The 23,335-nt window shown below is 71.4% G+C and carries 22 protein-coding genes; 11 read left to right on the forward strand and 11 right to left on the reverse strand.

What is annotated here, in order from left to right; translation table 11 throughout:
- The first annotated feature begins 38 nt into the window (after positions 1-38).
- From ACPXB1_RS05180 to ACPXB1_RS05195, 4 genes are all read left to right on the forward strand, one after another.
- Positions 39-3,404, forward strand: coding sequence for an ATP-dependent helicase (locus tag ACPXB1_RS05180; RefSeq protein ID WP_425734854.1), 3,366 nt, complete (start codon positions 39-41; stop codon positions 3,402-3,404).
- A gap of 227 nt (positions 3,405-3,631) precedes the next feature.
- A complete protein-coding gene (cspE, locus tag ACPXB1_RS05185) occupies positions 3,632-3,835 on the forward strand; it encodes a transcription antiterminator/RNA stability regulator CspE (protein WP_007464836.1) in 204 nt (67 codons plus the stop codon).
- 221 nt (positions 3,836-4,056) lie between these two features.
- Positions 4,057-5,370, forward strand: coding sequence for a DEAD/DEAH box helicase (locus ACPXB1_RS05190; RefSeq protein ID WP_355629880.1), 1,314 nt, complete (start codon positions 4,057-4,059; stop codon positions 5,368-5,370).
- A gap of 463 nt (positions 5,371-5,833) precedes the next feature.
- Entirely contained in the window at positions 5,834-6,034 is a 201-nt protein-coding gene (locus ACPXB1_RS05195) for a hypothetical protein (RefSeq protein ID WP_355590903.1), read from the forward strand.
- A gap of 125 nt (positions 6,035-6,159) precedes the next feature.
- Here ACPXB1_RS05195 and ACPXB1_RS05200 read toward each other — a convergent pair whose 3' ends face one another.
- From ACPXB1_RS05200 to ACPXB1_RS05215, 4 genes are read right to left on the reverse strand one after another with little or no spacing between them, the layout of a single operon-like run.
- On the reverse strand, positions 6,160-6,624 hold the full coding sequence (locus tag ACPXB1_RS05200; RefSeq protein ID WP_355590906.1) for an RrF2 family transcriptional regulator: 465 nt from the start codon (positions 6,622-6,624) through the stop codon (positions 6,160-6,162).
- Between the two features lies 1 nt (position 6,625).
- On the reverse strand, positions 6,626-7,510 hold the full coding sequence (locus ACPXB1_RS05205) for an ABC transporter permease (protein WP_053660364.1): 885 nt from the start codon (positions 7,508-7,510) through the stop codon (positions 6,626-6,628).
- Positions 7,500-8,279: an ABC transporter ATP-binding protein gene (locus ACPXB1_RS05210; RefSeq protein ID WP_425734855.1), complete on the reverse strand. Its 780-nt coding sequence runs from the start codon at positions 8,277-8,279 to the stop codon at positions 7,500-7,502. Before ACPXB1_RS05210 ends, ACPXB1_RS05205 begins: the two co-directional genes overlap by 11 nt.
- The gene (locus ACPXB1_RS05215; RefSeq protein WP_355590912.1) at positions 8,276-9,340 is read right to left on the reverse strand and encodes an ABC transporter substrate-binding protein; all 1,065 of its coding nucleotides are present in this window, start codon (positions 9,338-9,340) and stop codon (positions 8,276-8,278) included. Before ACPXB1_RS05215 ends, ACPXB1_RS05210 begins: the two co-directional genes overlap by 4 nt.
- Before the next feature lie 242 nt (positions 9,341-9,582).
- Here ACPXB1_RS05215 and ACPXB1_RS05220 point away from each other — a divergent pair, with 242 nt between their 5' ends.
- From ACPXB1_RS05220 to nudC, 3 genes are read left to right on the forward strand one after another with little or no spacing between them, the layout of a single operon-like run.
- Positions 9,583-10,890 (forward strand): M16 family metallopeptidase, encoded by a 1,308-nt coding sequence (locus tag ACPXB1_RS05220; protein WP_355590915.1) that lies wholly within the window; start codon positions 9,583-9,585, stop codon positions 10,888-10,890.
- A 55-nt stretch (positions 10,891-10,945) separates the two neighbouring features.
- Entirely contained in the window at positions 10,946-12,289 is a 1,344-nt protein-coding gene (locus ACPXB1_RS05225) for a M16 family metallopeptidase (protein WP_355632885.1), read from the forward strand.
- Between the two features lie 34 nt (positions 12,290-12,323).
- Positions 12,324-13,280 carry an NAD(+) diphosphatase gene (gene nudC, locus ACPXB1_RS05230; protein ID WP_425734856.1) on the forward strand — a complete coding sequence of 319 codons (957 nt, stop codon included), beginning with the start codon at positions 12,324-12,326 and terminating at the stop codon, positions 13,278-13,280.
- Positions 13,281-13,403: 123 nt separating this feature from the next.
- Here nudC and ACPXB1_RS05235 read toward each other — a convergent pair whose 3' ends face one another.
- The 3 genes from ACPXB1_RS05235 to ACPXB1_RS05245 all read right to left on the reverse strand — a co-directional run bounded on the left by ACPXB1_RS05235 (position 13,404) and on the right by ACPXB1_RS05245 (position 15,178).
- Complete coding sequence (locus ACPXB1_RS05235) at positions 13,404-13,679, reverse strand: hypothetical protein (protein ID WP_355590923.1); 276 nt, start codon at positions 13,677-13,679, stop codon at positions 13,404-13,406.
- A gap of 207 nt (positions 13,680-13,886) precedes the next feature.
- Positions 13,887-14,126: a DUF397 domain-containing protein gene (locus ACPXB1_RS05240; RefSeq protein WP_355590926.1), complete on the reverse strand. Its 240-nt coding sequence runs from the start codon at positions 14,124-14,126 to the stop codon at positions 13,887-13,889.
- A 71-nt stretch (positions 14,127-14,197) separates the two neighbouring features.
- A complete protein-coding gene (locus ACPXB1_RS05245) occupies positions 14,198-15,178 on the reverse strand; it encodes a helix-turn-helix domain-containing protein (RefSeq protein ID WP_355590929.1) in 981 nt (326 codons plus the stop codon).
- Positions 15,179-15,399: 221 nt separating this feature from the next.
- Here ACPXB1_RS05245 and ACPXB1_RS05250 point away from each other — a divergent pair, with 221 nt between their 5' ends.
- The gene (locus ACPXB1_RS05250) at positions 15,400-16,707 is read left to right on the forward strand and encodes an MFS transporter (protein ID WP_355590932.1); all 1,308 of its coding nucleotides are present in this window, start codon (positions 15,400-15,402) and stop codon (positions 16,705-16,707) included.
- 67 nt (positions 16,708-16,774) lie between these two features.
- Here ACPXB1_RS05250 and ACPXB1_RS05255 read toward each other — a convergent pair whose 3' ends face one another.
- On the reverse strand, positions 16,775-17,017 hold the full coding sequence (locus ACPXB1_RS05255; protein ID WP_355591402.1) for a mycoredoxin: 243 nt from the start codon (positions 17,015-17,017) through the stop codon (positions 16,775-16,777).
- A 92-nt stretch (positions 17,018-17,109) separates the two neighbouring features.
- Between ACPXB1_RS05255 and ACPXB1_RS05260 the strand changes: the two genes are divergently transcribed.
- The 3 genes from ACPXB1_RS05260 (at position 17,110) to ACPXB1_RS05270 (ending at position 20,143) form a co-directional block, all read left to right on the forward strand.
- The gene (locus tag ACPXB1_RS05260) at positions 17,110-19,275 is read left to right on the forward strand and encodes an ATP-dependent DNA helicase UvrD2 (protein ID WP_425734857.1); all 2,166 of its coding nucleotides are present in this window, start codon (positions 17,110-17,112) and stop codon (positions 19,273-19,275) included.
- Positions 19,276-19,396: 121 nt separating this feature from the next.
- Entirely contained in the window at positions 19,397-19,648 is a 252-nt protein-coding gene (locus ACPXB1_RS05265; RefSeq protein WP_053660610.1) for a hypothetical protein, read from the forward strand.
- A 129-nt stretch (positions 19,649-19,777) separates the two neighbouring features.
- Complete coding sequence (locus tag ACPXB1_RS05270) at positions 19,778-20,143, forward strand: WhiB family transcriptional regulator (protein WP_355590939.1); 366 nt, start codon at positions 19,778-19,780, stop codon at positions 20,141-20,143.
- A 292-nt stretch (positions 20,144-20,435) separates the two neighbouring features.
- Here ACPXB1_RS05270 and ACPXB1_RS05275 read toward each other — a convergent pair whose 3' ends face one another.
- From ACPXB1_RS05275 to ACPXB1_RS05285, 3 genes are all read right to left on the reverse strand, one after another.
- Complete coding sequence (locus ACPXB1_RS05275) at positions 20,436-21,782, reverse strand: ABC1 kinase family protein (protein WP_425734858.1); 1,347 nt, start codon at positions 21,780-21,782, stop codon at positions 20,436-20,438.
- On the reverse strand, positions 21,779-22,891 hold the full coding sequence (locus ACPXB1_RS05280) for a TOMM precursor leader peptide-binding protein (RefSeq protein WP_425734859.1): 1,113 nt from the start codon (positions 22,889-22,891) through the stop codon (positions 21,779-21,781). The genes ACPXB1_RS05275 and ACPXB1_RS05280 overlap by 4 nt, the downstream gene beginning before the upstream one ends.
- A gap of 206 nt (positions 22,892-23,097) precedes the next feature.
- On the reverse strand, positions 23,098-23,265 hold the full coding sequence (locus tag ACPXB1_RS05285; RefSeq protein WP_167517324.1) for a DUF5679 domain-containing protein: 168 nt from the start codon (positions 23,263-23,265) through the stop codon (positions 23,098-23,100).
- Positions 23,266-23,335 lie beyond the last annotated feature (70 nt).

A 23,335-nucleotide genomic window follows, 5' to 3' on the forward strand; every position in this document is an offset into this window, starting at 1 on the left:
GTGTTGCGAGCCCCGCAGTCGCGAACAGAGCTAGCCCAGTGAGTCAGCCGACCCTGTTCGGGGCCGGTCCGGCGCCGACGCCGCGGCTTGCCGACTCCGGCCCTCGGTACACCCCGGTGGAGCTGGCGAAACTGCTGCGGTTGCCGGCGCCCACCCGGGAGCAGGCCGCGATCATCGCCGCCCCGGTGGAACCGTTGCTCGTGGTCGCGGGGGCGGGGTCGGGCAAGACCGAGACGATGGCAGCGCGGGTGGTCTGGCTGGTGGCCAACTCGTACGTGCGGCCGGAGCAGATTCTCGGGTTGACGTTCACCCGTAAGGCGGCCGGGGAGCTTGCCCATCGGGTGCGTACCCGGCTCGACCAGTTGATCCGGCGGCTCGGGCGGCAGGGGCGCGATCCGCTTGACGATCCGCTCGCCGGTGAGCCGACCGTCTCCACGTACCACTCGTACGCCGGGCGGATCGTCACCGAGCACGGGTTGCGGGCCGGCTACGAGCCGTCCACGCGGCTGCTGACCGAGGCGTCCCGCTGGCAGTTGGTCGACCTGCTGGTGCGCAACTACGACGGCGACATGTCCGAGGTGGACCGGATGCCGAGCACCATCACCGACGCGGTGTTGGCGCTCGCCGGGGAACTGGACGAGCATCTTGTCGCCCCGGACCAGTTGGCCGCCTGGACGGGTCGGTTCTTCGCGGAGGTGCAGTCCCGACCGGGTCGGGTCTACGCGGATGTGCGCAAGGCGCTCGCCCTCCAGCAGACCCGGCTGCGTCTGCTGCCGCTGGTGCGGGCGTACGCGCGGCGCAAGGACGACTTCGAGGCGATGGACTTCGCCGACCAGTTGGCCCGGGCGGCCCGGGTGGCCCGGGATCACCCGGCGGTGGGCGAGATCGAGCGGGACCGGTTCCGGGTGGTGCTGCTCGACGAATACCAGGACACGAGCCACGCGCAGGTGGTGCTTCTCAACGCGCTGTTCGGCGGTGGGCATCCGGTGACCGCCGTGGGTGACCCGTGCCAGTCGATCTACGGCTGGCGGGGGGCCAGCGCCGGCACCCTGGACCGGTTTCCCACCGAGTTCGCCACTGCCGACGGCGAGCCGGCCGTGGCGTTGGGGCTCACCACGAGTTGGCGTAACCGTCCGGAGATCCTGCGGGTGGCGAACGCGCTCTCCACTCCGCTGCGGGCGGCCGGCGCGCGGGTGCCGGAGTTGCGGTCCGCGCTCACCGTCCGCGACCCGATCCCGCACCGCAGCCCCGGAGGGGCGGCCGGCGGCACCGTGCACTGCGCGCTGCTGCCGACGTACGCCGACGAGGCGGCGTGGATCGCCGACAGTGTGCTCGCCGCGTGGCGGGGCGCGGCGCGGATGCCGGGCGCCGCCCCCGAGCACATCCCGGTGGTGCAGCGGCCGACCACGGCGGTGCTGGTCCGGGTCCGCAGCCAGATCCCGGCGATCGAGTCGGCGTTGCGCGAGCGTGGCCTGCCGGTGGAGGTGGTGGGCCTGGGTGGCCTGCTGGACACCCCCGAGGTGCGGGACGTGGTGTGCACGTTGCGGGTGCTTGCCGATCCGACCGACGGGGCGGCGCTGTTGCGGCTGCTCACCGGCGCGCGGTGGCGGATCGGGCCGCGTGACCTTGTGGCGTTGCACCGGCGGGCGAGGGCGATCGCCAGGGCTCGGCGTCAGGTGGCCGCCGACGAGAACTCCGAGATCAGCCCTGACCTGCTGGACGAGGCGACCCTCGTGGAGGCGCTGGCCGACCTCGGGCCGGCGCAGGCGTACTCGGCTGAGGGCTTCGCGCGGCTGCGCGCGTACGGCCGGGAGTTGGCGCTGTTGCGGTACCGGCTGGACCAGGCACTGCCGGATCTGATCGCGGACATCGAGCGGACAATCGGCCTGGATGTGGAGGTCGCGGTGCGGGCCGGCCGGGACGGCGCCGGCGATGCCGGCCTGGCCCGGGGCCACCTGGACGCGCTCGGCGACGTTGCTGCCCGGTTCAGCGGGGAGACGCCCGGTGCGACACTGTCCGGCTTCCTGTCCTACCTGGCCGCCGCCGAGGACGAGGAGCGTGGTCTCGCCCCGGGTGAGGTCGAGGTGGTGGACGGCGCGGTGCAGGTGGTGACGGCGCACGCCGCGAAGGGTCTGGAGTGGGACGTGGTGGCGGTGGCCGGGCTGTGCCGTGGGCTGTGGCCCGGGCCGGTGCGCAACTCCGACCACTGGTTGGGCGGGTTGGGTGTGTTGCCGTTCCCGCTGCGGGGCGATGCCGACGGGTTGCCCGAGTTGGCGCTCGACGAGGCGGCTGATCAGCGGGCGGTGGCCCGGGCGCTTACCGACTTCACCGACGCGTGGCGGGCGCACGACGAGCGGGAGGAGCGCCGGCTGACGTATGTGGCGGTGACCCGGCCGCGCCGGCTGCTGCTCTGCTCCGGGTACTGGTGGGGGGAGGGGACGAAGCGCCCGCGCGGCCCGTCGGTCTTCCTGACCGAGGTGTACGACACATGCCTGGACGGCGGCCCGGGGCATCTGGTCGACGCGTGGGCACCGGAGCCGACGCCGGACGCCACGAACCCGACGGCCGAGGTGGTGCTGCGTGCGGAGTGGCCGGCCGATCCGCTGGGTCGGCGCCGGCCGGAGTTGGCCGAGGCGGCGGGGTTGGTCCGCAGGTTGATGTCCGACGGCCCGGCGGAGGTGGTGGTCGCCGGTGGGCCTGACGATCCGGAGGTGGCGCGCTGGCGGCGTGAGGCGGATCTGTTGCTGGCCGAGCGGGCCGAGCTGACCCGCCTGTCGGGGGCGGTGGAGGTGGCTCTACCCGGGCAGTTGAGCGTCACCCAGTTGGTGGCGTTGCGCCGTGACCCGGCGGCGCTGGCCCGTACGCTGCGCCGTCCGGTGCCGAGCGAGCCCAACCCGTACGCCCGCCGGGGCACCGCCTTCCACGCCTGGCTGGAGCAGCGTTTCGGCGCCGACCGGCTGCTCGACCTGGACGAGCTTCCCGGCGCGGCGGACGCGGACGCGGCACCGGATGAGGCGCTGGCCGAGCTGCAGGAGCGGTTCCTGGCCAGCGAGTGGGCCGACCGGGTGCCGGTGGAGGTGGAGGTGCCGTTCGCCACGGTGATCGCCGGCGTGGTGGTGCGGGGGCGGATGGACGCGGTCTTCGCCCGCCCGGGTGGCCGGTTCGACGTTGTCGACTGGAAGACCGGCGCGCAGCCCGCGGGGCCGGCGGCGGAGGTGGCAGCGGTGCAGTTGGCCGTGTACCGGCTGGCGTGGGCGGAGTTGGCGGGTGTGCCAGTCGATCGGGTGGGCGCGGCCTTCCACTACGTGCGGGACGGGGCGACAGTCCGGCCGGCCGACCTGCTCGACGTGACCGGGCTCACCGCCCTGATCGCCCAGTTGCCAGAGAATTCCGCCCAAGATTGACTCCTGCCCGGAGATCCATGGTAGGTTGAACACGTTGCAGTTTTGGTTACCAGAGACTCTGTGTGCGCCTGGCGGGAATTGTGGCCCCAGGCGCTCTTTGTTGTGTCCGGAGTTCTCCGGGCGGGGCGACCAGAAGCGACAGGCGATTCGCGCATTCCCGCGCGGAGCGCTCCTCTTCGGACCGGCAACAAGTGCGGGTCCGACGTTCCGTCAAGGAGACGAAACACATGGCTATTGGCACCGTGAAGTGGTTCAACGCTGACAAGGGCTTCGGCTTCATCACCCCGGACGGCGGCGGCGCTGACGTCTTCGCCCACTTCTCGGCGATCCAGTCCTCCGGCTACCGGAGCCTGGACGAGAACCAGCGGGTCGAGTTCGAGGTGACCCAGGGCCAGAAGGGCCCGCAGGCGGAGAACATCCGCCCGCTCTGATCTTCGGATCGGTCGGTATTACCCGTCGCGCCCTCCGGGTGTGACGGCGACGGGACCGGCCCGCCCCGCTGTCGACCTGCCTACGCAGGCGGCGGCCCGGCGGCGGGCCGGCCCGTACCCAATCGGTTCGTGCTTGTGAGTCCTGGCGGCCTTTTCCGCTGGTGACAGCGCCGACTTCGGCGCCCTCCCTCGACACGTGCCGCGTCGAGGAAGGCTTCTGCGTGACCACAGTTATTCCGTCCTTTGCCCACACCGGTCTGGCTCCGGCGCTGTTGAGCGCGCTGACCGCACAGGGCATCAACGAGCCGTTCCCGATCCAGTCGGCCACGCTGCCCGACTCGCTCGCCGGCCGGGACGTGCTCGGACGGGGCCGCACCGGCTCCGGTAAGACTCTCGCCTTCGGGCTTCCGCTGCTCTCGCGTACCGCCGGCCAGAAGGCCCGGCCGGGTCGCCCGCTTGTCCTGGTGCTGGTGCCGACCCGCGAGCTGGCACAGCAGGTGACCACCGCGCTGGCCCCGTACGCCCGCGCCGTCGGGCTGCGCTGTGCCACAGTCGTGGGTGGCCTGTCGTTGCAGCGCCAGGCGGACGCTCTGCGCGCCGGCGCCGAGGTGGTAGTGGCGACCCCCGGCCGGCTGCACGATCTGATCAACCGCGGTGACGCCCGGCTCGACCAGGTCGAGATCACCGTGTTGGACGAGGCCGACCAGATGGCCGACATGGGCTTCCTGCCGCAGGTGACCAAGCTGCTGGAGCAGGTCGCGCCGCAGGGGCAGCGGATGCTCTTCTCCGCCACTCTGGACGGCGGCGTGGACCGCCTGGTCCGCCGCTTCCTGAGCAACCCGGTGACCCACTCGGTCGACCCGGGCACCGCCACGGTCACCGCGATGACCCACCACGTGCTGCACGTCGACGCGATCGACAAGCCCGACGCGCTGACCCGGATCGCCGCCCGCGAGGGCCGCACCATCCTGTTCATGGGGACCAAGCACCGCGCCGACAGGCTCGCCCGCCAGTTGCTCTCCAAGGGGGTACGCGCGGCCGCGCTGCACGGCGGCAAGTCCCAGCCGCAGCGCACCCGGATCCTGGAGCAGTTCCGCAACGGCCAGGTGACAGCTCTCGTCGCCACGGACGTGGCGGCCCGGGGCATCCACGTCGACGGCCTCGACATGGTGGTCAATGTGGACCCGCCGACCGAGGCCAAGGACTACCTGCACCGGGGTGGACGGACGGCTCGGGCCGGTGAGTCCGGTTCGGTGGTCACCCTGGTCCTGCCCGAGCAGCGGCGGGACGTGTCCCGGCTGATGGCGACCGCCGGCATCCGGCCCCAGTCGGTCCAGGTACGCCCCGGCGACGAGGCGTTGGTACGGGTGACCGGGGCGCGTGAGCCCTCCGGCGTGCCGGTGACCATCGTGGCCCCGCCGGTGGCTGTTGGTCGGGGCCGCGGCTCCGCTGGTCCGGTCGCCGATGGCTCCGCCCGGCCGGCCCACCGCGCGTCGGGTCGGTCCCGCCGGCCGCGTCGCCCCCGTACCGTCTGATCTTCTCGACCCCTGACCGACCCGTCCCGCTTCGGCGGGGCGGGTCGGTTTCGTCTGCGGTCCCCACGCGGGGCCGGGGTCTTGTCCGTGCCCGGTGCCGGCAGTCGGCTTGCGGCACTCGGGGGGAGACGGCTGGTCCCTGGTGACAGCCTTTGCTCTGCTTCAACCGACGCAACGGGCACTGTCCGGATAGCGGACACCAACTGGTGCGTGGATTGAAGCAGAGCAAAGGCTGCAAGCAGGTGCCCGACCGGCCCTGGGGTTGGTGCCGTCAACGCGGCCGTCATCGCCGTCATCGCCGTCACCGTCGACACCCCCGACCCGCGAGCGCGATCTGGCTGTTCGGCTGAGTCGGTAATCAGCCCCGGTTGGGTCGGCTGGCCGACTGTTTTCCGGCCTGATGTGGTCAAAACTGACCATCGGGGGGACGCCGGGCGGGGGGCCCGGCGCGGAAGGGGTGGCCATGGCGGGCGAAGCCGGCTCGGGGACGCTGCGGGAACTGACCCTGGTGGTCGCGGTCGCGCTCGCCGGGTTGCTGCTCGCCATGGTTGCGGCCTTCACGCCCTGGCATGCCACCCCGGCGGGCAACGCTCCCGCCGGTCTGGTGGAGCTGCACAGCCCCGGCGACCTGGGTTCTGACCCGACGGTCCCGCACGTGGGCTGAGCAGCAACCGGCCGACCGGTGCCGGCGGAGGGGCAGGCCCGGTCGAATCGGTACGAGGTGTGGTCGGGCCGGCGGGGCACCGGCCCGACCACACCGCCTCCCCAGTGGAATGCCGGATCAGGCGGTCACGAAGCGGTGGGCGCCCGGTCGGTCGATTCGCGATCGAGCAGATCGGCGAGGGTGGTGCTGTCGACGACCGTGGCGATCGCCCCGTGCACGGCAAGCCAGACGTCGGTGAGCCCGGCGGCCACCCCGTGGTAGCCGGCCCGCTCGGCGGGCAGCCCTCGTACCGTGGTCAGCGATCCGCCGACCGCGCGCAGCACGTCGCCGACGGTGATGTCCTCGGGTGGCCGGGTCAGCGCGTACCCGCCGTCGGCACCGCGATGACTGTGCAGCAGGCCAGCCCTTCGCAGGTCGAGCAGGATGCCCTGGAGGAAGCTGAGCGGGATCCCCTGCACCTCGGCCAGGCTGGCCGCCTTCACCAACTCGCCTCCGTCACCACCGCTGCCCGCGTCGCCGCCGCCGTGAACGGCGGCGGCGACAGCGAGCATGGCCCGGAGCGCGTAGTCGCTGCGCGCGGAGACGTACACGTCACTGACCAGCCTGATCCAGTACGCCCCAGCGTCGACGGATCGACTTGTCCGCAGCCCCGAACGCCGCGTCCACCACCAGGCCGAGCACCAGAATGACGATCATCGTGGAGAGCAGCCAGGGCGCGTCGGACAGTTCGCGCGAGTAGGTGAGCTGGGCACCGAGCGAGGTCTGCGAGATGCCGACCACGAGCAGTTCGCCGGCCATCAGACTTCGCCACGAGAACGCCCAGCCCTGCTTGAGACCCGCGACGATCGCCGGCAGCGCGGCCGGCGCGATCACGTACCGGTAGAGGTTGAGCCCGCGGGCTCCCAGGTTGCGGCCGGCGCGCAGCAGTAGCGGCGGCACGTAGTCCACACCGGAGATGACCCCGTTGGCGATTGACGGCGCGGCGCCGAGCACCACCACGAAGAAGATCGCCTTCTCGCTCAGCTCGAACAGCAGGATGGCAAGCGGGAACCAGGCGATCGACGGCATGGTCTGCAACGCGGTGATCATCGAGCCGATGGCAGCCCGGAGGACCTTGGACCGGGCCACCGCCAGACCCACAAGCAGACCGACGGCGACGGAGAAGATGTACCCGAGGGCGGCCCGTCGCAGCGTGGTGACCAGGCCCTCCCAGAGCTGCGGGCCCTGGGCCTGGTTGAGCAGTTCGCGGCCGACGACAAGTGGGCCGGGCAGCGAGTACGGCGGCTTCCAACCCGACCAGACCACCAGCTGCCAGGCAGCGATGACGATGGCAAGCGCGGCCAGCTTGGGCCAGGTGGCAGCCCAGAGCCGGTTACCCCGGGAGACCTCCTTCTCCCGACCGGCGATCTCCAGCGCGTCCAGCCCGGAGATCTGCGCGTCGGTCCGCGCCGTGCTGGTCAGGGTGTCATTGGCCATGGCGGCCCACCTCCGTACGGAGCCGTTCGGTGACGTCGGCGGCGATGGCGGCGACCTCGGGGGAGTCGATCCGCCGTGGCCGCGGGATGTTCACCTCGGTGGAGTAGATGATCCGGCCGGGGCGGCTGGAGAGCAGGATGATCCGGTCGGCAAGCCGGGCTGCCTCGCGGACGTTGTGCGTGACGAACAGCACCGACAGGTGGCGTTCGGACCAGATGCGTTCCAGCTCGTCGTGCAGAATGTCCCGGGTCATCGCGTCCAGCGCGCCGAACGGCTCGTCCATGAGCAGCACCGGGGTGTCCAGGGCCAGGGTGCGGGCAAGCGCGACCCGTTGCCGCATGCCGCCGGACAGCTCGTGTGGCCGCTTGCGGCCGAACTCGCCAAGGTGCACGGTGCGCAGCAACTCGGCCACCCGCTCGCGTCGCTGCGCCCGGGGCAGGCCGCGCAGTTTCAGCGGCATCTCGACGTTTGCGTCGACGGTCAGCCAGGGAAAGAGCGCCGGCTCCTGGAACATCAGCCCGGGATGGGCGTCGCCGGCCAGGTCGATCTGCCCGGCGGTGGGCCGGTCCAGGCCGGCCACCAGGTTCAGCAGGGTGCTCTTGCCGCAGCCGGAGGCGCCGACCAGGCAGACGAACTCGCCCGGCGCGACGTCCAGGGACACCCCGTCGAGAGCCAGTACGGCGCTCTCCCCGCGTCCGTACACCTTTGTCACGCCGGAGAGCGCGACCGAGGTGGTCGCGCTTCCCGGCGTCGTCGTGGTCGACGTCATGGCTGGACGACCTCGGGCTTGCCCTGCGCCTTGAGCGCGTTGTTGAGGTACGTCAGGTCGTAGAGGCCGTCGAGGCTCACCGGGTCGGTCAGCTTGACCTCGACGGCGTGGTCGAGCCCGGCCTTGAGCGAGGAGGGGATGGGGTCGTTCGTGAACTCCAACGTCGGCCACGCCTGCTTGATCAGCTTCGGGTCCAGCGGCTTGCCGGTGATCTTGCCGATCGCCTCGGAGATGGCCTGCTGGGCCTCGTCCGGCTTGGTGTTGACGAACTCGTTCGCGGCGACCTGGCCCTCGACCAGCTTCTGCACGACGTCCGGGTGCGCCTTGAGGAACTTCGTGCTGACCAGGAGGTTGGTGATGACGAACTTCTTGTCCGGCCACAGGTCGCGCTCGTCGACGAGCACCTTGCCACCGGCGTTGATCAGACGGGAGACGAACGGCTCGGGCACCCAGGCGCCGTCGATGGCGCCGCTGGTGAAGGTCTCCACCGTCTGGGCGTTCTCCTGCGGGACGATCTTGACGTCGCCGCCGCCCTCCTTGGTGGTCGTCAGCCCCTGCTGCTTGAGCCAGTAGCGGACCGCCACGTCCTGGGTGTTGCCCAGCTGCGGGGTGGAGATCTTCTTGCCCTTGAGGTCCTGCGGGCCGTTGATGCCCGGCTTGACCACCAGCGCCACGCCTCCGGAGGCAGCACCGGAGATGACCCGGACCGCCTCGCCCTTGGACTTGGAGAACGCGTTCACTGTGGGGTTCGGGCCGATGTATGTCGCGTCGAGCGCGCCGGAGAAGATGGCCTCGATGGCGGCCGGGCCGGCGTTGAAGGTCTTCGACTCCAGCTTCACGTCGGCGCCGAGCTTCTCGGCGAAGATGCCCTTCTCGACACCGACCACCGCCGGTGCGTGCGTGATGTTGGGGAAGTAGCCGAGCCGGAGGGTCACCGGGCCGGAGCTGCCGCCCGCGCCCTCGCTGTCGTCGCCGCACGCGGCGGTGCTGCCCAGGGCGGCCGCGCCGACGGCGGCGAGGGTGGCCAGGGTGACCATCCGGCGCAGGGGGAGGCGTCTCATCGTCCATCCAATCCGCAGTATTCCTACTTAGTTGGTAGGAAGAGTGGGCCAGGCCCGCGCCAGCGTCAAGGCCCATCCACATGTCGGGAAGGGGCGTCTCGGTTATGTCGGCATTTCCTACCAGCTTGGTGGGACTGGCTGCCCTGCGCGATGGTCGCGCAGGTGCTGCCCGCGTCGCCGACTGGTGGTGGCTCCCCGCAGGTCGCCCGTGGTGGCAGTGCCGGCGCGCTAGGGTCGACCACGTGGCGCGGAGATCCAGAATTCCAGCGACGAAATATCCCGTCGAGCGGTTCACCCTCGACAACGGCCTGCGGGTGGTCCTCACGCCCGATCGCAGTGCCCCGGTGATCGGGGTGGCGGTGGTCTACGACGTCGGCATCCGATCCGAACCGGAAGGGCGCACCGGCTTCGCTCACCTCTTCGAACACCTGATGTTCCAGGGCTCGGAGAACCTCGAGAAGCTTGCCCACTTCCGGCACGTACAGGGCGCCGGGGGCACCTTCAACGGCTCCACCCACCTGGACTACACCGACTACTTCGAGACGCTGCCGAGCAACGCGCTGGAGCGCGCGCTGTTCCTGGAGGCGGACCGGATGCGCGGCCCCCGGCTGACCGAGGAGAACCTGCGCAACCAGGTCGACGTGGTCAAGGAGGAGATCCGGGTCAACGTTCTCAGCCGCCCGTACGGTGGCTTTCCCTGGCTGACCCTGCCGCCTGTCATGTTCGACACGTTCCCCAACGCGCACGACGGTTACGGCTCCTTCGACGACCTGGAGTCGGCCACCGTCGCCGACGCTGAAGACTTCTTCCGCCGCTACTACGCCTGCGGTAACGCGGTGTTGGCGGTCAGCGGCGACATCGACGTCACCGAGGCGACCGAGCTGATCACCCGGCACTTCGGCGACGTACCGGCACGTCCGGCACCGGTCCGGCCCGACTTCGCCGAGCCCGACCTGACCGCCGAGCGGCGCACCTCGTACACCGATGCCCTGGCACCCCTGCCGGCGGTCGCTGGCGCCTGGCGGGTACCCGACCCGATCACCGACTTCGCCGGCTACCTGCCGTACGTGGTGCTGGCCGAGGTGCTCACCGACGGTGACGCCTCACGGCTGGTCGAGCGGCTGGTCCAGCGGGACCGCTCGGTGACCGGCCTCAGCGGCTACCTCGGCTTCATGGGTGACCCGTTCGACGTGCGGGACCCGACAGCGCTGCTGCTTCAGGCGCACCTGCCGCCCGGGGGTGACGTCGACAAGGTGCTGCGCACCGTCGACGAGGAACTGGACCGGCTGGCCACCGACGGGCTGACCGACGGCGAGCTGGCCCGGACCCAGGCCCGGATGGCGACCCACCTGCTGCGCGACACCGACGCGGTGCTCGGCCGGGCGTTGCAGATGGCAGTGCTCGAACAGCAACGTGGCGAACCGGGTCTGCTCAACGACCTGCCCCGCCTGGTCGGCGACGTGACCGAGGAGCAGGTCCGGGCCGCCGCGGCAACCCTGCGTCCGGAGCGGCGTGCCACGATCGAGGTAATTCCCGGAGGTGCCCGGTGAGCGCGAGGAGTGAGCCGGTTTTGCGAGCCCCGCAGTCGCGAACGAAGGTGGTCCGATGAGCGTCACCGTGTCGGCTGGGCCGCGTGCGCTGCCGGCGCTCGGCCCCACGCGCAAGCTCAAGGTGCCGAAGCAGTCCGAGCGCACCCTGGGCAACGGGCTGACCGTGATCGCCGTACGCCGGCCGGCGGTGCCGCTGGTCGAGCTGCGGCTCTGGGTGCCGTTCGGCCGGGTCAACGTGGCGCGTGGCGCGATGCTCTCGCAGACGATGCTCTCCGGCACCGAGTCGATGACAAGCGTGCAGATCGCCGCCGAGTTGCAGAAGGTGGGCGCCGGGCTTTCCGCGGGTGTCGATCCGGACCGGCTGATGCTCTCGGGTGCCGGCCTGGTCACCGGGCTGGACCGGATGCTGGAGCTGCTGGCCGAGGTGTTGACCGGTGCCAGCTATCCCAGCGACGAGGTGGCGACCGAGCGGGATCGGCTGATCGACCGGATCCAGGTCGCGCAGAGCCAGCCGACGCACCTGGTTCGGGAGGCGTTGCTGAAGCGGATCTACGGGCGGCATCCGTACGCGGCGCAGACCCCGGACCCGGGTCAGATCCGCGCGGTGCGGCCGGCGGCGCTGCGTACCCTGCACGCCGAGCGGGTGCATCCGGCCGGCGCGCAGTTGGTGGTGGTCGGTGACGTACAGCCGGAGAGGGCTCTGGACGCCGTCGAGCGGGCGCTCGGCGGTTGGGGAGGTGCCGGGCGTACGGCGACCCTGCCGGCAATTCCGCGGCTGGAGCCGGGGCCGCTGCTGCTTGTCGACAGGCCCGGCTCGGTGCAGTCCTCGTTGCGGGTGGCGCTGCCGGCGGTGCCGCGCACCGACCCGGACCACGCTGCTCTGCAACTGGCCAACCTGGTCTTCGGTGGTTACTTCTCCTCCCGGTGGGTGGAGAACATCCGCGAGGACAAGGGCTACACGTACGGCCCGCACTCGGTGATCGAGCATTCGGTGGCCGGCTCGGTGCTGGTCGCCGCCGCCGAGGTGGCCACTGAGGTGACCGGCCCGGCGCTGCTGGAGACGACGTACGAGTTGGGTCGGTTGGCGTCGCTTCCGCCGAAGCCGGAGGAGTTGGAGCAGGCCCGGCAGTACGCGCTGGGCACCCTTCAGCTCGGTATGTCCACCCAGGCCGGGTTGGCGGCGTTGACGAGCGCGTACGCCGGTAACGGCCTGCGTCTGGAGTTCCTCGCCGAGTACGCGGCCCGGCTGGCGGCGGCGACCGTCGACGACGTGGCGCGGGTCGCGGCCCACCACCTCGCGCCGTCCCGGGCGGCGGTCGTGGTGCTCGGCGACGCGGAGCGGGTGGCCGACGGGCTGGCCGCGTTGACGCCGGTGCGGGTCGAGCCGGTGCAGCCGTGAGCCGTCCGGTCTCGCCGGCTGGGGCGGGCGCGTCGTGAGCGGGGAGACGGTGCCGCCGCTGGCCCGGTCCACCTTGGATCGGGTGGCGCACCGGCGGGGCGACTCGCTGTGGCTTACCGACGCGTGGCTGCGCGGCCGGGTGCTGCTGCTCGACTCGGCCGAAGGGCAGACGCTGGCCCGTACCGACGTGTCACCTCCGGCTCTTGTGCTGTTCGGCGCGGACGACGCGCCGGCCGGCTCCGAGGCGACCGCGATGTTCCTCGGCGTCGAGCCGGACGGGGTGCCGGTCTTCGCGGTGGACACGCCGCTGCCGGCGCTGCCGGGGACCAGGGCGGTCAACCTGCGGGAGGTGGGTCACCTGCTGGCCGACCGGGAGGCGGGGATCTTCACGACGGCGCTCGCGCTTGTCAACTGGCACAACCGGCACGGTTATTCGCCGGCGACCGGGGCGCCGACCGCGATGGACGAGGCCGGTTGGTCCCGGGTGGACCGTAACGGGGGGCGGATCTGGCCGCGTACCGATCCGGCGATGATCGTTCTGGTGCACGACGGTGTGACCGGACCGGACGGCCGTTGCCTGCTCGGTAACAACGCCGGTTGGGCGGGCACCCCGGGTGGTCGGCGTTACTCCTGTCTGGCCGGTTACGTCGAGCCGGGGGAGTCCGCGGAGGCCGCCGTGCTGCGCGAGGTCCGCGAGGAGGTGAGCATCACCGTCGACCGGATCGTGTACGTCGGCAGCCAGGCCTGGCCGTTCCCCGGCTCGCTGATGCTGGGCTTCCTGGCCGTCGCGGATCCTGCGGAACCGGTGCGGGTGGACCCGTCCGAGATCGCGTACGCCAGGTGGTTCTCCCGTGCCGAGATCGGGGCGGCGTTGGCCGGTCGGTCGGTGGACGTGGGTGACGGGGCCAGGCTGATGCTGCCGCCGCCGTCGTCGATCGCGCTGTTCCTCATCCATCGCTGGCTGGATGGCTGGGTGGACGCCGGCGCATGAGTGCGGTCCCGGCCCGTGGCCGCCGTTGCCGCGGCGGTCACGGGCCGGGAACACGGGCCGCCGTGGTCGATCAGGGCGGGTAACGCGGCGGGGGAGCCGGTCCGACCACGGCGGACGTCTGGGTCAGGTGCCGGTGAGGCCTGGCCGGCGTCGGAGGACGGGCCGTGGCTCGCTGAGCGGCAGGACCTTGACCCGTTGCTTGCCGGCGCGGACTGCGCCGACAGTGGACAGGGCCCGGGCCAGCAGCAGTGCGGCGTCGCGGTCCTCGGCGTGCACGATCTGTCGGCGCGGCTCGGGCGTGGTCGTCTCGTCGCGGAGTCGGTGGCCGTCTGCCCAGGCCGCGGCGATGTCCCCGTCGGCGACGGTGCGGATGTCGGTGCGAACGATCAGGAAACGCATGGGGGTCTCCGGATGAACCGCGACGAATGAGCGGTGTGGAAGTTCCACCTTCACCGGTCATGCTACGCCGGGTAGTCATCCCAGCAAGTGAAACGCGCCTATTGATTTCGAGTCATCCGATCGGTGGATGCCTGGTCAGCGGGTCGACGCGGGTAGAGCGACGGGGCCGCCGGCGAACTGCCGACGGCCCCGCTTCTGGTTGACGGCTCAGTTCAGATCGAACTGGCCCGTCTTGGTTCCGGCGATGAAGCCGAGCCATCCGGCCCGGTTGAACAGCAGCACCGGGCCACCCCGGTCCTTGCTGTCGCGTAGCGCGACCGCCGATGGTCCGGTGCCCAGCGGGGCGACCTCCACGCAGTTGGAGGTCTGGCTGCGCGTGCTGGTACGCCAGGGCGCGTCCGCCAACGAGTCGGCGGAGATGGACGGCGTGTTGTGGATGTCGTTCATGGTTCTGCTCCTGATGTGAACCGATCCGATGGGACGAGTGGTGCCGCACGCCCCGACGGAGGTCCCCTGGTTCACAGTTCCGTCAGCCGCCCCGAAGCGCGGCGACGTTGAACCGGCGCCGTTGCCGGGCCGAACGCCACTGTGGATGGGGGCGTCGTCTCGGTCACCCGTCCTGTCGCCTCGATCAGCCAGGAGAGGGTGTCCGAGGCGTCAAGTGCCGCCGTGCATAGCCACTCGAACACCACTTTATAGCGATTTAGCGTGTTCACCTCGGTCGACATGACGTCGGTGAACCCCCCTTCGATGGCCAATGTCTCCGGATCGAGTGGATCGGCGAACCGGTAGAGGGAGAACGCGGTCGGCGGAAGGTACCAATCGCCGATCTGGGTGTCCCGAAGTAGCACGTGCAGCGTCACGTTCGGCAGAAGGGCCAGCTCACACAACTGGACCAGTTGGTCGTGCAGCACCTCCGGTGGACCGGCCCGCCGGCCGAGGGCAGCCTCCTCCAACACGGCTGTGTAGCGCGGCGCGTGCGGCTCCCGGGTCAGCAGCGACTGGCGGGCCAACCGTGCCTGCACCTCGGTATCCGGCTCGTCGCCGGGCTTCGGCTCACCGGCGCTCTCGGCCACCTGGCGGGCCGAGACGATCCGGACCTGCGCGTACCCGGCGGTCTGCAACAGGCCGGGCACCAGCACCGGGTTGTACTCGGAGATCTCCGCGCAGCCCGCCTCCAGCTCGGCCCAACTGCGCTGCTGCTGAGTCATCACCGGGAAGTTCTTCAGCCAACCCCGCATGTCGCCGGCCTCGCCAGCGATCCCGAGCAGCTCATCGTGCAGCGCCGCGTCGGCACCGTAGAGGTCGAGCAGCACGGCGACGTCCTGGGGGTCCGGTCGACTGCGACCGTTCTCCAACCGGGACAGTTTGGACGCGGACGCCCAACCGATCCTCTCGATGACCTGGTCACCGGTGAAGCCCGCGGCCTCGCGCAGGCGACGTAGCTCTAGGCCCAACCTGCGGCGACGCATGATCGGGCTGGGTGCGGCAGGAGGCACAGTGTCCTCTTTCCCGTCGACCGCCGCAGACGCGACGGTAACTGTATGAAATTCGCCCCCCACGGTCAGTATGGACGGCGCGACCGGCGTCGGAGGTTCCGGCGGGGGCGTGTCTTGCGAAAAATGGACCGTGGGTACGCCGTGACGACGGCGAACCCCGCGGTCGCGGCCCCGTCGACCCCGCCCACCCCAGGGCACGCCATCCCCGCCGGAGGGATCCCATGCGCACCGTCCTGCGCCGACCCGACTTTCGCCTGCTCTTCGCTGGTCTGCTTGCCAGCATGACCGCCGAGTCGATCCTGTTGCTCGCACTCGCGATCTGGGTCAAGGATCTGACTGGCTCCAGCGGGCTGGCCGGCGGCACCATCTTCGCCGTCGTCGCCCCCATGACGTTGGCGCCACTTGTCGGCTGGGTCGTCGACAGGTACCCCCGCCGCCCCTTCTTCGTGGCCGCCAACCTGGCCACCGCAGCGTTGCTCACCCCGTTGTTCACGGTCCGGGACGCCGGCGACATCTGGCTCGTCTACCTGGTCGCAGCCCTGTACGGCCTCTCCTCGATCACGCTCGGCGCGGCGCTCAGCGGGCTCATCCGGCAACTGGTGCCTGTGGAGCTGCTGGCCGAGGCGAACGGCGCGCTGCAGACCGTACGCCAGGGGCTTCGGCTTGTCGGCCCGCTTGTCGGCGCGGCGCTCTACGCCGCGTTCGGCGGGTGGGCGCTGGCCGGGATCGGCATGATCGGCTTCGTCACGGCCGCGGCAGTGGTGACGGCGGTGCCCAGCCCGCAGCCGACGACGCCGGCCGTGCGGCTGCGCTGGCCCGCCGAACTGGGTGCCGGCCTGCGGCACCTGGCCGGTGTGGCGGCCCTGCGCCGGGCCCTGCTCGGCTACGGGCTGGGGTCGCTTGTGATGGGCTTCAGCGAGTCGCTGATCTTCGCCTACGTCGACCAGGGGCTGGGCCGCAACGCCGCCTTCGTGGGCGTGCTGGTCACCGTGCAGGGCGTGGGCGGGCTGCTCGGCGGGCTCTGCTCACCGGCGCTGGTCCGCCGGCTCGGCGAGGTCGGCACGCTGGCCGCCGGCGTCGCCTTCTTCTCCCCGGCCGCGCTCGCGCTCGCGTACCCCGATCTGCGGCTCGCCTTCGTGGCGGTGCTGCTGGCCGGCGTCTCGCTCCCGCTGACGATGGTGGGGCTGCACACACTTATCCAACGGCGTACCCCGCCGGTGCTCGTCGGTCGGGTCGCCGCAGCCACCCAGGCGGTGGTCAGCGGCCCGCAGGCGCTCTCCATCGGCGCTGGCGCGCTGCTCGTCGGTGTCCTGGACTACCGGGCGCTGTTCGCGCTCGTCGGGGTGGCCACCTTCGCGGCCGGCGCCTACCTCTGGCGGGGCCGGCACCTGAGCCCGCCGGCCGGGGGCCGCCCGCTCCGGCCGCCCACAGCGCCGACGAGCCCGTCCATTCCGGCGCAGCGCCGCCCGGCCGAGGTGGAGATCGACAAGCCGATGACGACGGGCACCCCTCGGGCGCCCCGGCGGTGACCGACCCCGGACGCGACGAACGGCCGCCCGCGTGCGGGCGGCCGTTCGTCGAAGGTGACCCAGACCGTCAGGCGGTGAGAGTCGCCAGGTGCTGCTTGACCTGGGTGATCGAGGGGTTGGTGAGGGCGCTGCCGTCGGCGAAACGCAGCGTCGGCACCGTCTGGTTGCCGCCGTTGACGCCCATCACGAACTCCGCGGCCTTCGGGTCCTGCTCGATGTCGACCACCTCGTACCCGATGCCCTCCCGGTCGAGCTGCGACTTCAGCCGGTGGCAGTAGCCGCACCAGGGGGTTGAATACATCGTCAGCATGGTCGGATCCTCCAACTCCTCCGGCCGCGGCTTGCGGATCAAGCCGAGGCTGTCCGCTACAACGTTCGGAGGAGCTGAGATGATTCCTGGTTGTGGTGGTTCACTCAGCGTCGGAACGCGTACTCGCCGGGCTGGACCCTGAGCAACGCTCCGCCGTGACCGCACCCGCCGGCCCGGTCTGCATCCTCGCCGGAGCCGGCACCGGCAAGACCCGGGCGATCACCTCCCGGATCGCCCACCGGGCGCTCTCCGGCGAGATCTCCCCCCGGCACGTGCTCGCCGTCACCTTCACCGCCCGCGCCGCAGCCGAAATGCGACACCGTCTCACTCTGCTCGGGGCTCAAGGTGTCCAGGCGCGGACGTTCCACGCCGCGGCGCTGCGCCAGGTGCGCTACTTCGCCCCCCGCCTGCTGGCCGGGCGTGCCATGCCCGAACTGCTGGACAGCAAGGTACGGCTCGTCACCCTCGCCGCCGCCCGGGTCGGCCTGCGTACCGACCGGGCCGCCGCACGGGACCTGGCCGGCGAGATCGAGTGGGCGAAATCGTCGCTTGTCGAGCCTGCGGACTACGTGGTGTCGGCCGCCCGCGCGCTGCGCGACACCCCGCACGAGCCGGCGAAGGTCGCCGACGTGTTCACCGCGTACGAGCAGCTCAAACGCGCCAACGGGGTGATCGACTTCGAGGACATGCTGCGCGCCGCGGTGTGGGGCATCGAGGAGCACCCGGACGTCGGCGAGCAGGTCCGCGGCCAGTACCGGCACTTCGTGGTCGACGAGTACCAGGACGTCAACCCGCTCCAGCAGCGGCTGCTGGACGCCTGGCTCGGCGGCCGCAACGACCTCACAGTGGTCGGCGACGCCAGCCAGACGATCTACTCGTTTACCGGCGCGACCTCGGCGTACCTTGTCGACTTCCCACGCAAGCACCGGGGCGCCACAGTGGTCCGGCTCGTCCGCGACTACCGCTCCACCCCGCAGGTGGTGGGGCTGGCCAACGCGGTGATCTCGCAGGCCCGTGGCACCGAGGCGCGCCTGCGGCTGGAGCTGAGCGGGCAGCGCCCCGCAGGCCCCGAACCCGACCTGCGGATCTTCACCGACGAGCCTGCCGAGGCCAACGCGGTGGCAGCCCGCTGCCGAGCGCTCATCGACGCGGGCACGCCGGCGAAGGAGATCGCCGTGCTGTTCCGGATCAACGCGCAGTCCGAGGCGTACGAGAAGGCGCTCACCGAGGCCGCTGTGCCGTACGTGGTGCAGGGCGCCGAGCGCTTCTTCGAGCGGACCGAGGTCCGCCAGGCGATGGTCGCGCTGCGTGCCGCCACCCGCTCGATCCCGGGGGAGACCCCACTGCCGGCCGCCGTCGTCGAGGCGCTCACCGCTGTCGGCTGGGCTCCGGACGCGCCCCCGGCCGGCGGCGCCGCCCGCGAGCGCTGGGAGGCACTGGCCGCGCTGGTCCAGCTCGCCGAGGAGTACGCGGCCACCCCCGAACTCGTGCCGATCGGCGAGGCGGCGTCGGTGGAGCGGCCGGTCACGCTCACCGACTTCACCGAGGAACTGGCCCGCCGGGCCGCCCAGCAGCACGTACCGACTGTGGACGGGGTCACCCTCGCCTCCCTGCACTCGGCCAAGGGGCTTGAGTGGGACGCCGTCTTCCTTGTCGGCCTCGCCGAGGGCACCCTTCCCACCGCGTACGCCAAGACCGTCGAGCAGGTCGAGGAGGAACGCCGACTGCTCTACGTCGGGATCACCCGGGCGCGGGAGTGGCTCTGGCTGTCGTACGCCGCCGCCCGCTCGCCCGGAGGCCGGGCCCGACGGCCGTCGCGTTTCCTGCCCCAGCTCGACCGCTCCGGCGGCACCGAGCGGGCAGCTCCCGGCACCGGCCCGGCACGCCGCACCGAGCGCCGCCGGACGCAGATCATGTCCTGCCGGATCTGTGGCGCCACGCTGCTCGCCGGCCCGGACCGCAAGCTGGGTCGCTGCCCCACCTGCCCGTCCGACATCGACGATGAGCTGCACGAACGGCTACGCGAGTGGCGGCAGCGGGTGGCCGGCACGCAGAAGGTCCCGGCGTACGTGGTCTTCACCGACGCCACGCTTATCGCGCTGGCCGAGCGGCGTCCCGGCCGTCCGGAGGAGTTGATCGCCATCGCCGGCATCGGCCCTCGCAAATTGGGCCTGTACGGCGAGTCGGTGCTGGCGCTGGTGGGGGGCGAGAGTGTGGACGATGTCTGCCCGGAGAAAACTTTCGAAATCTCGTCGTAAATTCGTTTGCCCTCGCCCTGTGGCGAGGAATAGCCTCAGGACACACCACGCGAGCGGCGCCATTCCGGCTGCTCACCGGGGTTGGTCCAGTCGATCGAGGAACGTGAGGGAGGTGGCCACCGTGGAGATCTTCACCTATGAGCGTCCGACGGCGATGCCGTCTGTCCACGCTCCGCTGTCGGCTGTCTGGGTGGCCCTCCCGGCCACGCGACCGTCGGTTCCGCAGGTGCACCAGGTTCAGGTCGAACTGAACCTGACCGTTGCACCGGCCACCGGAATCGAGGGGACCAGTGGCATCACGGGCATGGGCATCCAGGGCGCCAAGAAGCGCACGGATCTCCGCGGCGTTCCACCTCGAGGCAGACCGGTCTGACCATCAGACACCGGCTCACCTCGAGGCCGCGGAACCCGCTTACCGGGATCCGCGGCCTAGTTTTTTGCCCCGCCGAAGTACGTCGGAATGCGATCCACGAGATCGAAGTGAGAGAGAGGTGACCGGGCGATGAGTCTGGCGTTGGCCCCCGTCGACGTGAGCGTCGACATGGAGGCGAACCTGCCCTGCCGGAAGTTCGACCCCGACCTGTGGTTCTCCGACTCGCCTGCCGAGCTCGAGCTGGCCAAGTCGCTCTGCGGGGACTGCCCGCTGCGCGTCGAGTGCCTCGCCGGGGCGGTCGAGCGAGCGGAGCCGTGGGGCGTCTGGGGCGGCGAGATCTTCGAGCGTGGCGCGGTCGTCCCGCGCAAGCGGCCCCGTGGCCGTCCGCGCAAGGAGGACGTCGCTCGTGACGCCGCGCTCCGGGTCGAGGCCGAGGCGCGCTTGGAGGCCAGTGGGCTGTCCGAGGCGCGTGGCGCGGTCCGGCTGGCAGCCTGACAACTTCCCGAATCCGTACCAACTACGCCGGTGCCACACCGGCAGTTAGAGAGACGACGATGTTGAACGTTCCGAACGGAGCCTTTGAGATGCAACTACTCCACGAAGCGTTGTCCCGGGCTCGAATGCGCCGGCCTCAGGCCGGTCGTACCACCACGAGCACTGAGGCAACCCGTTCCGCCCGTACCGTCGCCATGAACAGCCGCAACCGTTCGGCACGCGACCTGGGCGTTCTCTAGTACCACCCCATGCGGAAGGGCGGGTGCCGGTCGGCACCCGCCCTTCGTGACGTTCAGGCCACGGGGGCGAAGCCGGGCAGCCACCGCTCCAGGATGCCCCGGTACGGGGCCTTCGCCTCCAACTGGCACAGCACGCCGATCGACCCGAGTGTCACCCGGTGGATGAGCAGGTACGACGGCGGCAGGTTGAGCTGGCGGCTCAACTGGTAGGTGGGGGAGCGGGGGCTGGCCAGTCGCGCCGCCTCGGCCCGCAGCCAGGCCCTGGTGAACCGGAACCCGTCGGCGGCGATGGGCTCCAGCATCGGGCGGAGGAAGTCGAGGACGCCCTCGGCGTCGATCTCGTCGTCGGCGCCGATGAACCCCTCGGACCGAAGCCCTTCGACGACCCCGTCGGCGTCGCCGCGCAGCGCCCGCCCGGCGATGCGACCGATCGGCTCCGGCGTTCCCTCCGGCATCCGGGCCACAGCACCGAAGTCGATCACTCCGAGGCGGCCGTCGGGTAGCAGCCGGAAGTTGCCCGGGTGCGGGTCGGCATGCAGCAGACCCGCCCGCTGCGGCGCGGAGAGGTGCAGCGTGGCCATCAGCCGGCCGGCCTCGTCCCGCTGCTCCTCGGAGCCCTCCCGGATGATGTCGGCAAGCGGGGTGCCGGTCACCCATTCGGTGACAAGCACCCGGGGCGACGCGGAGATCACCTCCGGGATGAAGATCTCCGGGTCGTCGGCGTACGCGGCGGAGAAGGCGCGCTGCGACTCGGCTTCCAGCTCGTAGTCCAGTTCCTCGGTGATCCGCTCGCGCAACTCGACAAGGAGCGGCTTGACGTCCAGGCCGGGCTGGATGGCCCGGAACATGCCGCCGAGACGGGAGAGCTGCTTGAGGTCGGCGAGCAGCGCGTCACCAGCCCCCGGATATTGGATCTTGACGGCCACGTCGCGGCTGTTCGGCTCGCCCGACGGGTCGAGCCCCGGCTCACGCCACCGCGCCCGGTGCACCTGGCCGATGCTTGCCGCCGCGGCCGGAGTGTCGTTGAACTCGACGAACCGATCGCGCCAGTCCGGGCCGAGCTGCTCGGCAAGCACCTTGTGCACGCTTGCCGCCGGCAGTGGCGGCGCCGCCTCCTGGAGCTTGGTCAACGCCTGCCGGTAGGGCGCGGCGATCTCTTCGGGCAGCGCCGCCTCGAAGACCGACAGCGCCTGGCCGAACTTCATCGCACCGCCCTTGAGCTGGCCCAACACGCTGAAAAGCTGCTCGGCGGTGCGCTGCTGGATCTCTGCGGAGATCACGTCGGAGGCGATCCCGGTGACGCGCTTTCCCATGCCGAGAACGGTCCGACCGGCGAAGCCGAGCGGCAGGGCGGCGAGTTTGGCGGTCCGGGACACGGCCCGGCGCGGGATGTCGGTCACCCGGCCATTGTTACCGACCGGAGGGCTCCGCTGCTGCTCTGCGGCCGGGCTGGTGCCGACACCCGGCTCCGTGAGCACCCGCACGCCGGGTGTGGCGGCCAGCTGCGGCGGCGAAAGCGACACGCGTCGGTGACCTCCATGGCGCCACCCAGCGTCTCCGGGCTGCCGCCGTCGAGATGCGCCAGCGCCTCGGTCAACGCGTACCCGATGGCTGTGAGCAGGGTGCCGGTCGTGCCGGCGGCGACCGGCTCGGCCGCGGCGAGCTGGGCGGCGAGTCGCGGCCACGCCGGGTCACGGTCTGTCCGGTGCAGCTCGATGCAGTGCAGGCAGGGTCCGGCGGGTGGGCGGACCAGGGGGCCGATGACCGGTACGCCCTCGCGGACGGTGACAAGCAGGTGCGGCTGACGGCGCTGGGCGAGGCCGGCGGCGAGGAGCGCGGGCGGACGGTCCGCGCCGAGCTGGATCACCAGGTCCGCCCGAGGGCTCCGGAGCGGGTGGGTGCCGGTGCCCGGGGCGACGTTGTCGATGGCGGCCCGCACCGCCCGGGCCAGCGGTGCACCCAGGTCGGTCGCCGGGATGCCGGTGCCGACCAGGTCGATCGGGCGGACCGGGCCGGTGAGGTCCGGGATCACCCGGCCGACGCCGGACTGGGCCAGCGCGACCGCGAGCGGCCCGCCGAGTGCTCCGGCCCCGGTGAGCAGCACCCGGGCCGCTCGCCGTCGCCGCAGGATCTGCGCGGGAGTTCCGGGCAGTCTGGCCGCGACCAGGGCCAACGCCCCGGCTTCGGCGGCGAGCCGGGCACGGGCCGGCCCGGCGAGGTCGCGGGGGAGGAGGCTGTGCGCGGGCACCAGGAGGCCCGCCGCACGCAGGGCGTCGAGCAGGGTACGGGCGTCGGCGGCGGTGACCCGGGCTGCGCTCGCCTGGGTCAGCACGGCGCGTTCGCTGCGGGTGCCGTCCAGGAGATCGAGCAGGTGGGCGGCGCGCGGGTTGGCCAGCTCCAGCAGCACGGCGAGACCGGTGTCGATGCCGAGTTGCAGTGTGTGCCGGTCCCGCCAGAGGCGGCTGAGGCCGGGGAGCAGCATCGGTCGGGGCAGTGCGGTACGACTCATGATGACGAATCGTGACCGAGCCCGTGCGCAGGGTCGATCGTTATCCACAGATGGCCGGAGCTGTATCCAGCGCTGTCCACAGGGTCTGCCGGGTTATCCACAACCCGGCGGTAACCGTGTCGGTCACCCGACAGAGGGACCTGCCGGGCCGGCAACGGGGGGCGGGGTGACCGCTCGGCCACCCCGCCCCCCATTGACCCGTACGGTCAGACCTTCGCCTTGCCCAGGATGCGGTTCACTGTTGTCCCGCATACCGGACATTTTCCTTTTGCCATGTTCATACCGGTCTTCGAGACCTCCACGTGCCCCTCGAAGTCCCGCTTCTCCTTGCACTTCACGCAGTAACCGTTGTAGCTCTGGGCCTGGTCGGCCACGGTGCCCCTCCTCGTCTCGTCCGCCGGTCGATGTCGTCCCGGCGGGTGCCCCGGCGGCGGGCCACGCGGG

The organism is Micromonospora sp. DT68 (genome assembly GCF_049847245.1).
In the GTDB taxonomy this organism is placed as follows: domain Bacteria; phylum Actinomycetota; class Actinomycetes; order Mycobacteriales; family Micromonosporaceae; genus Micromonospora; species Micromonospora profundi.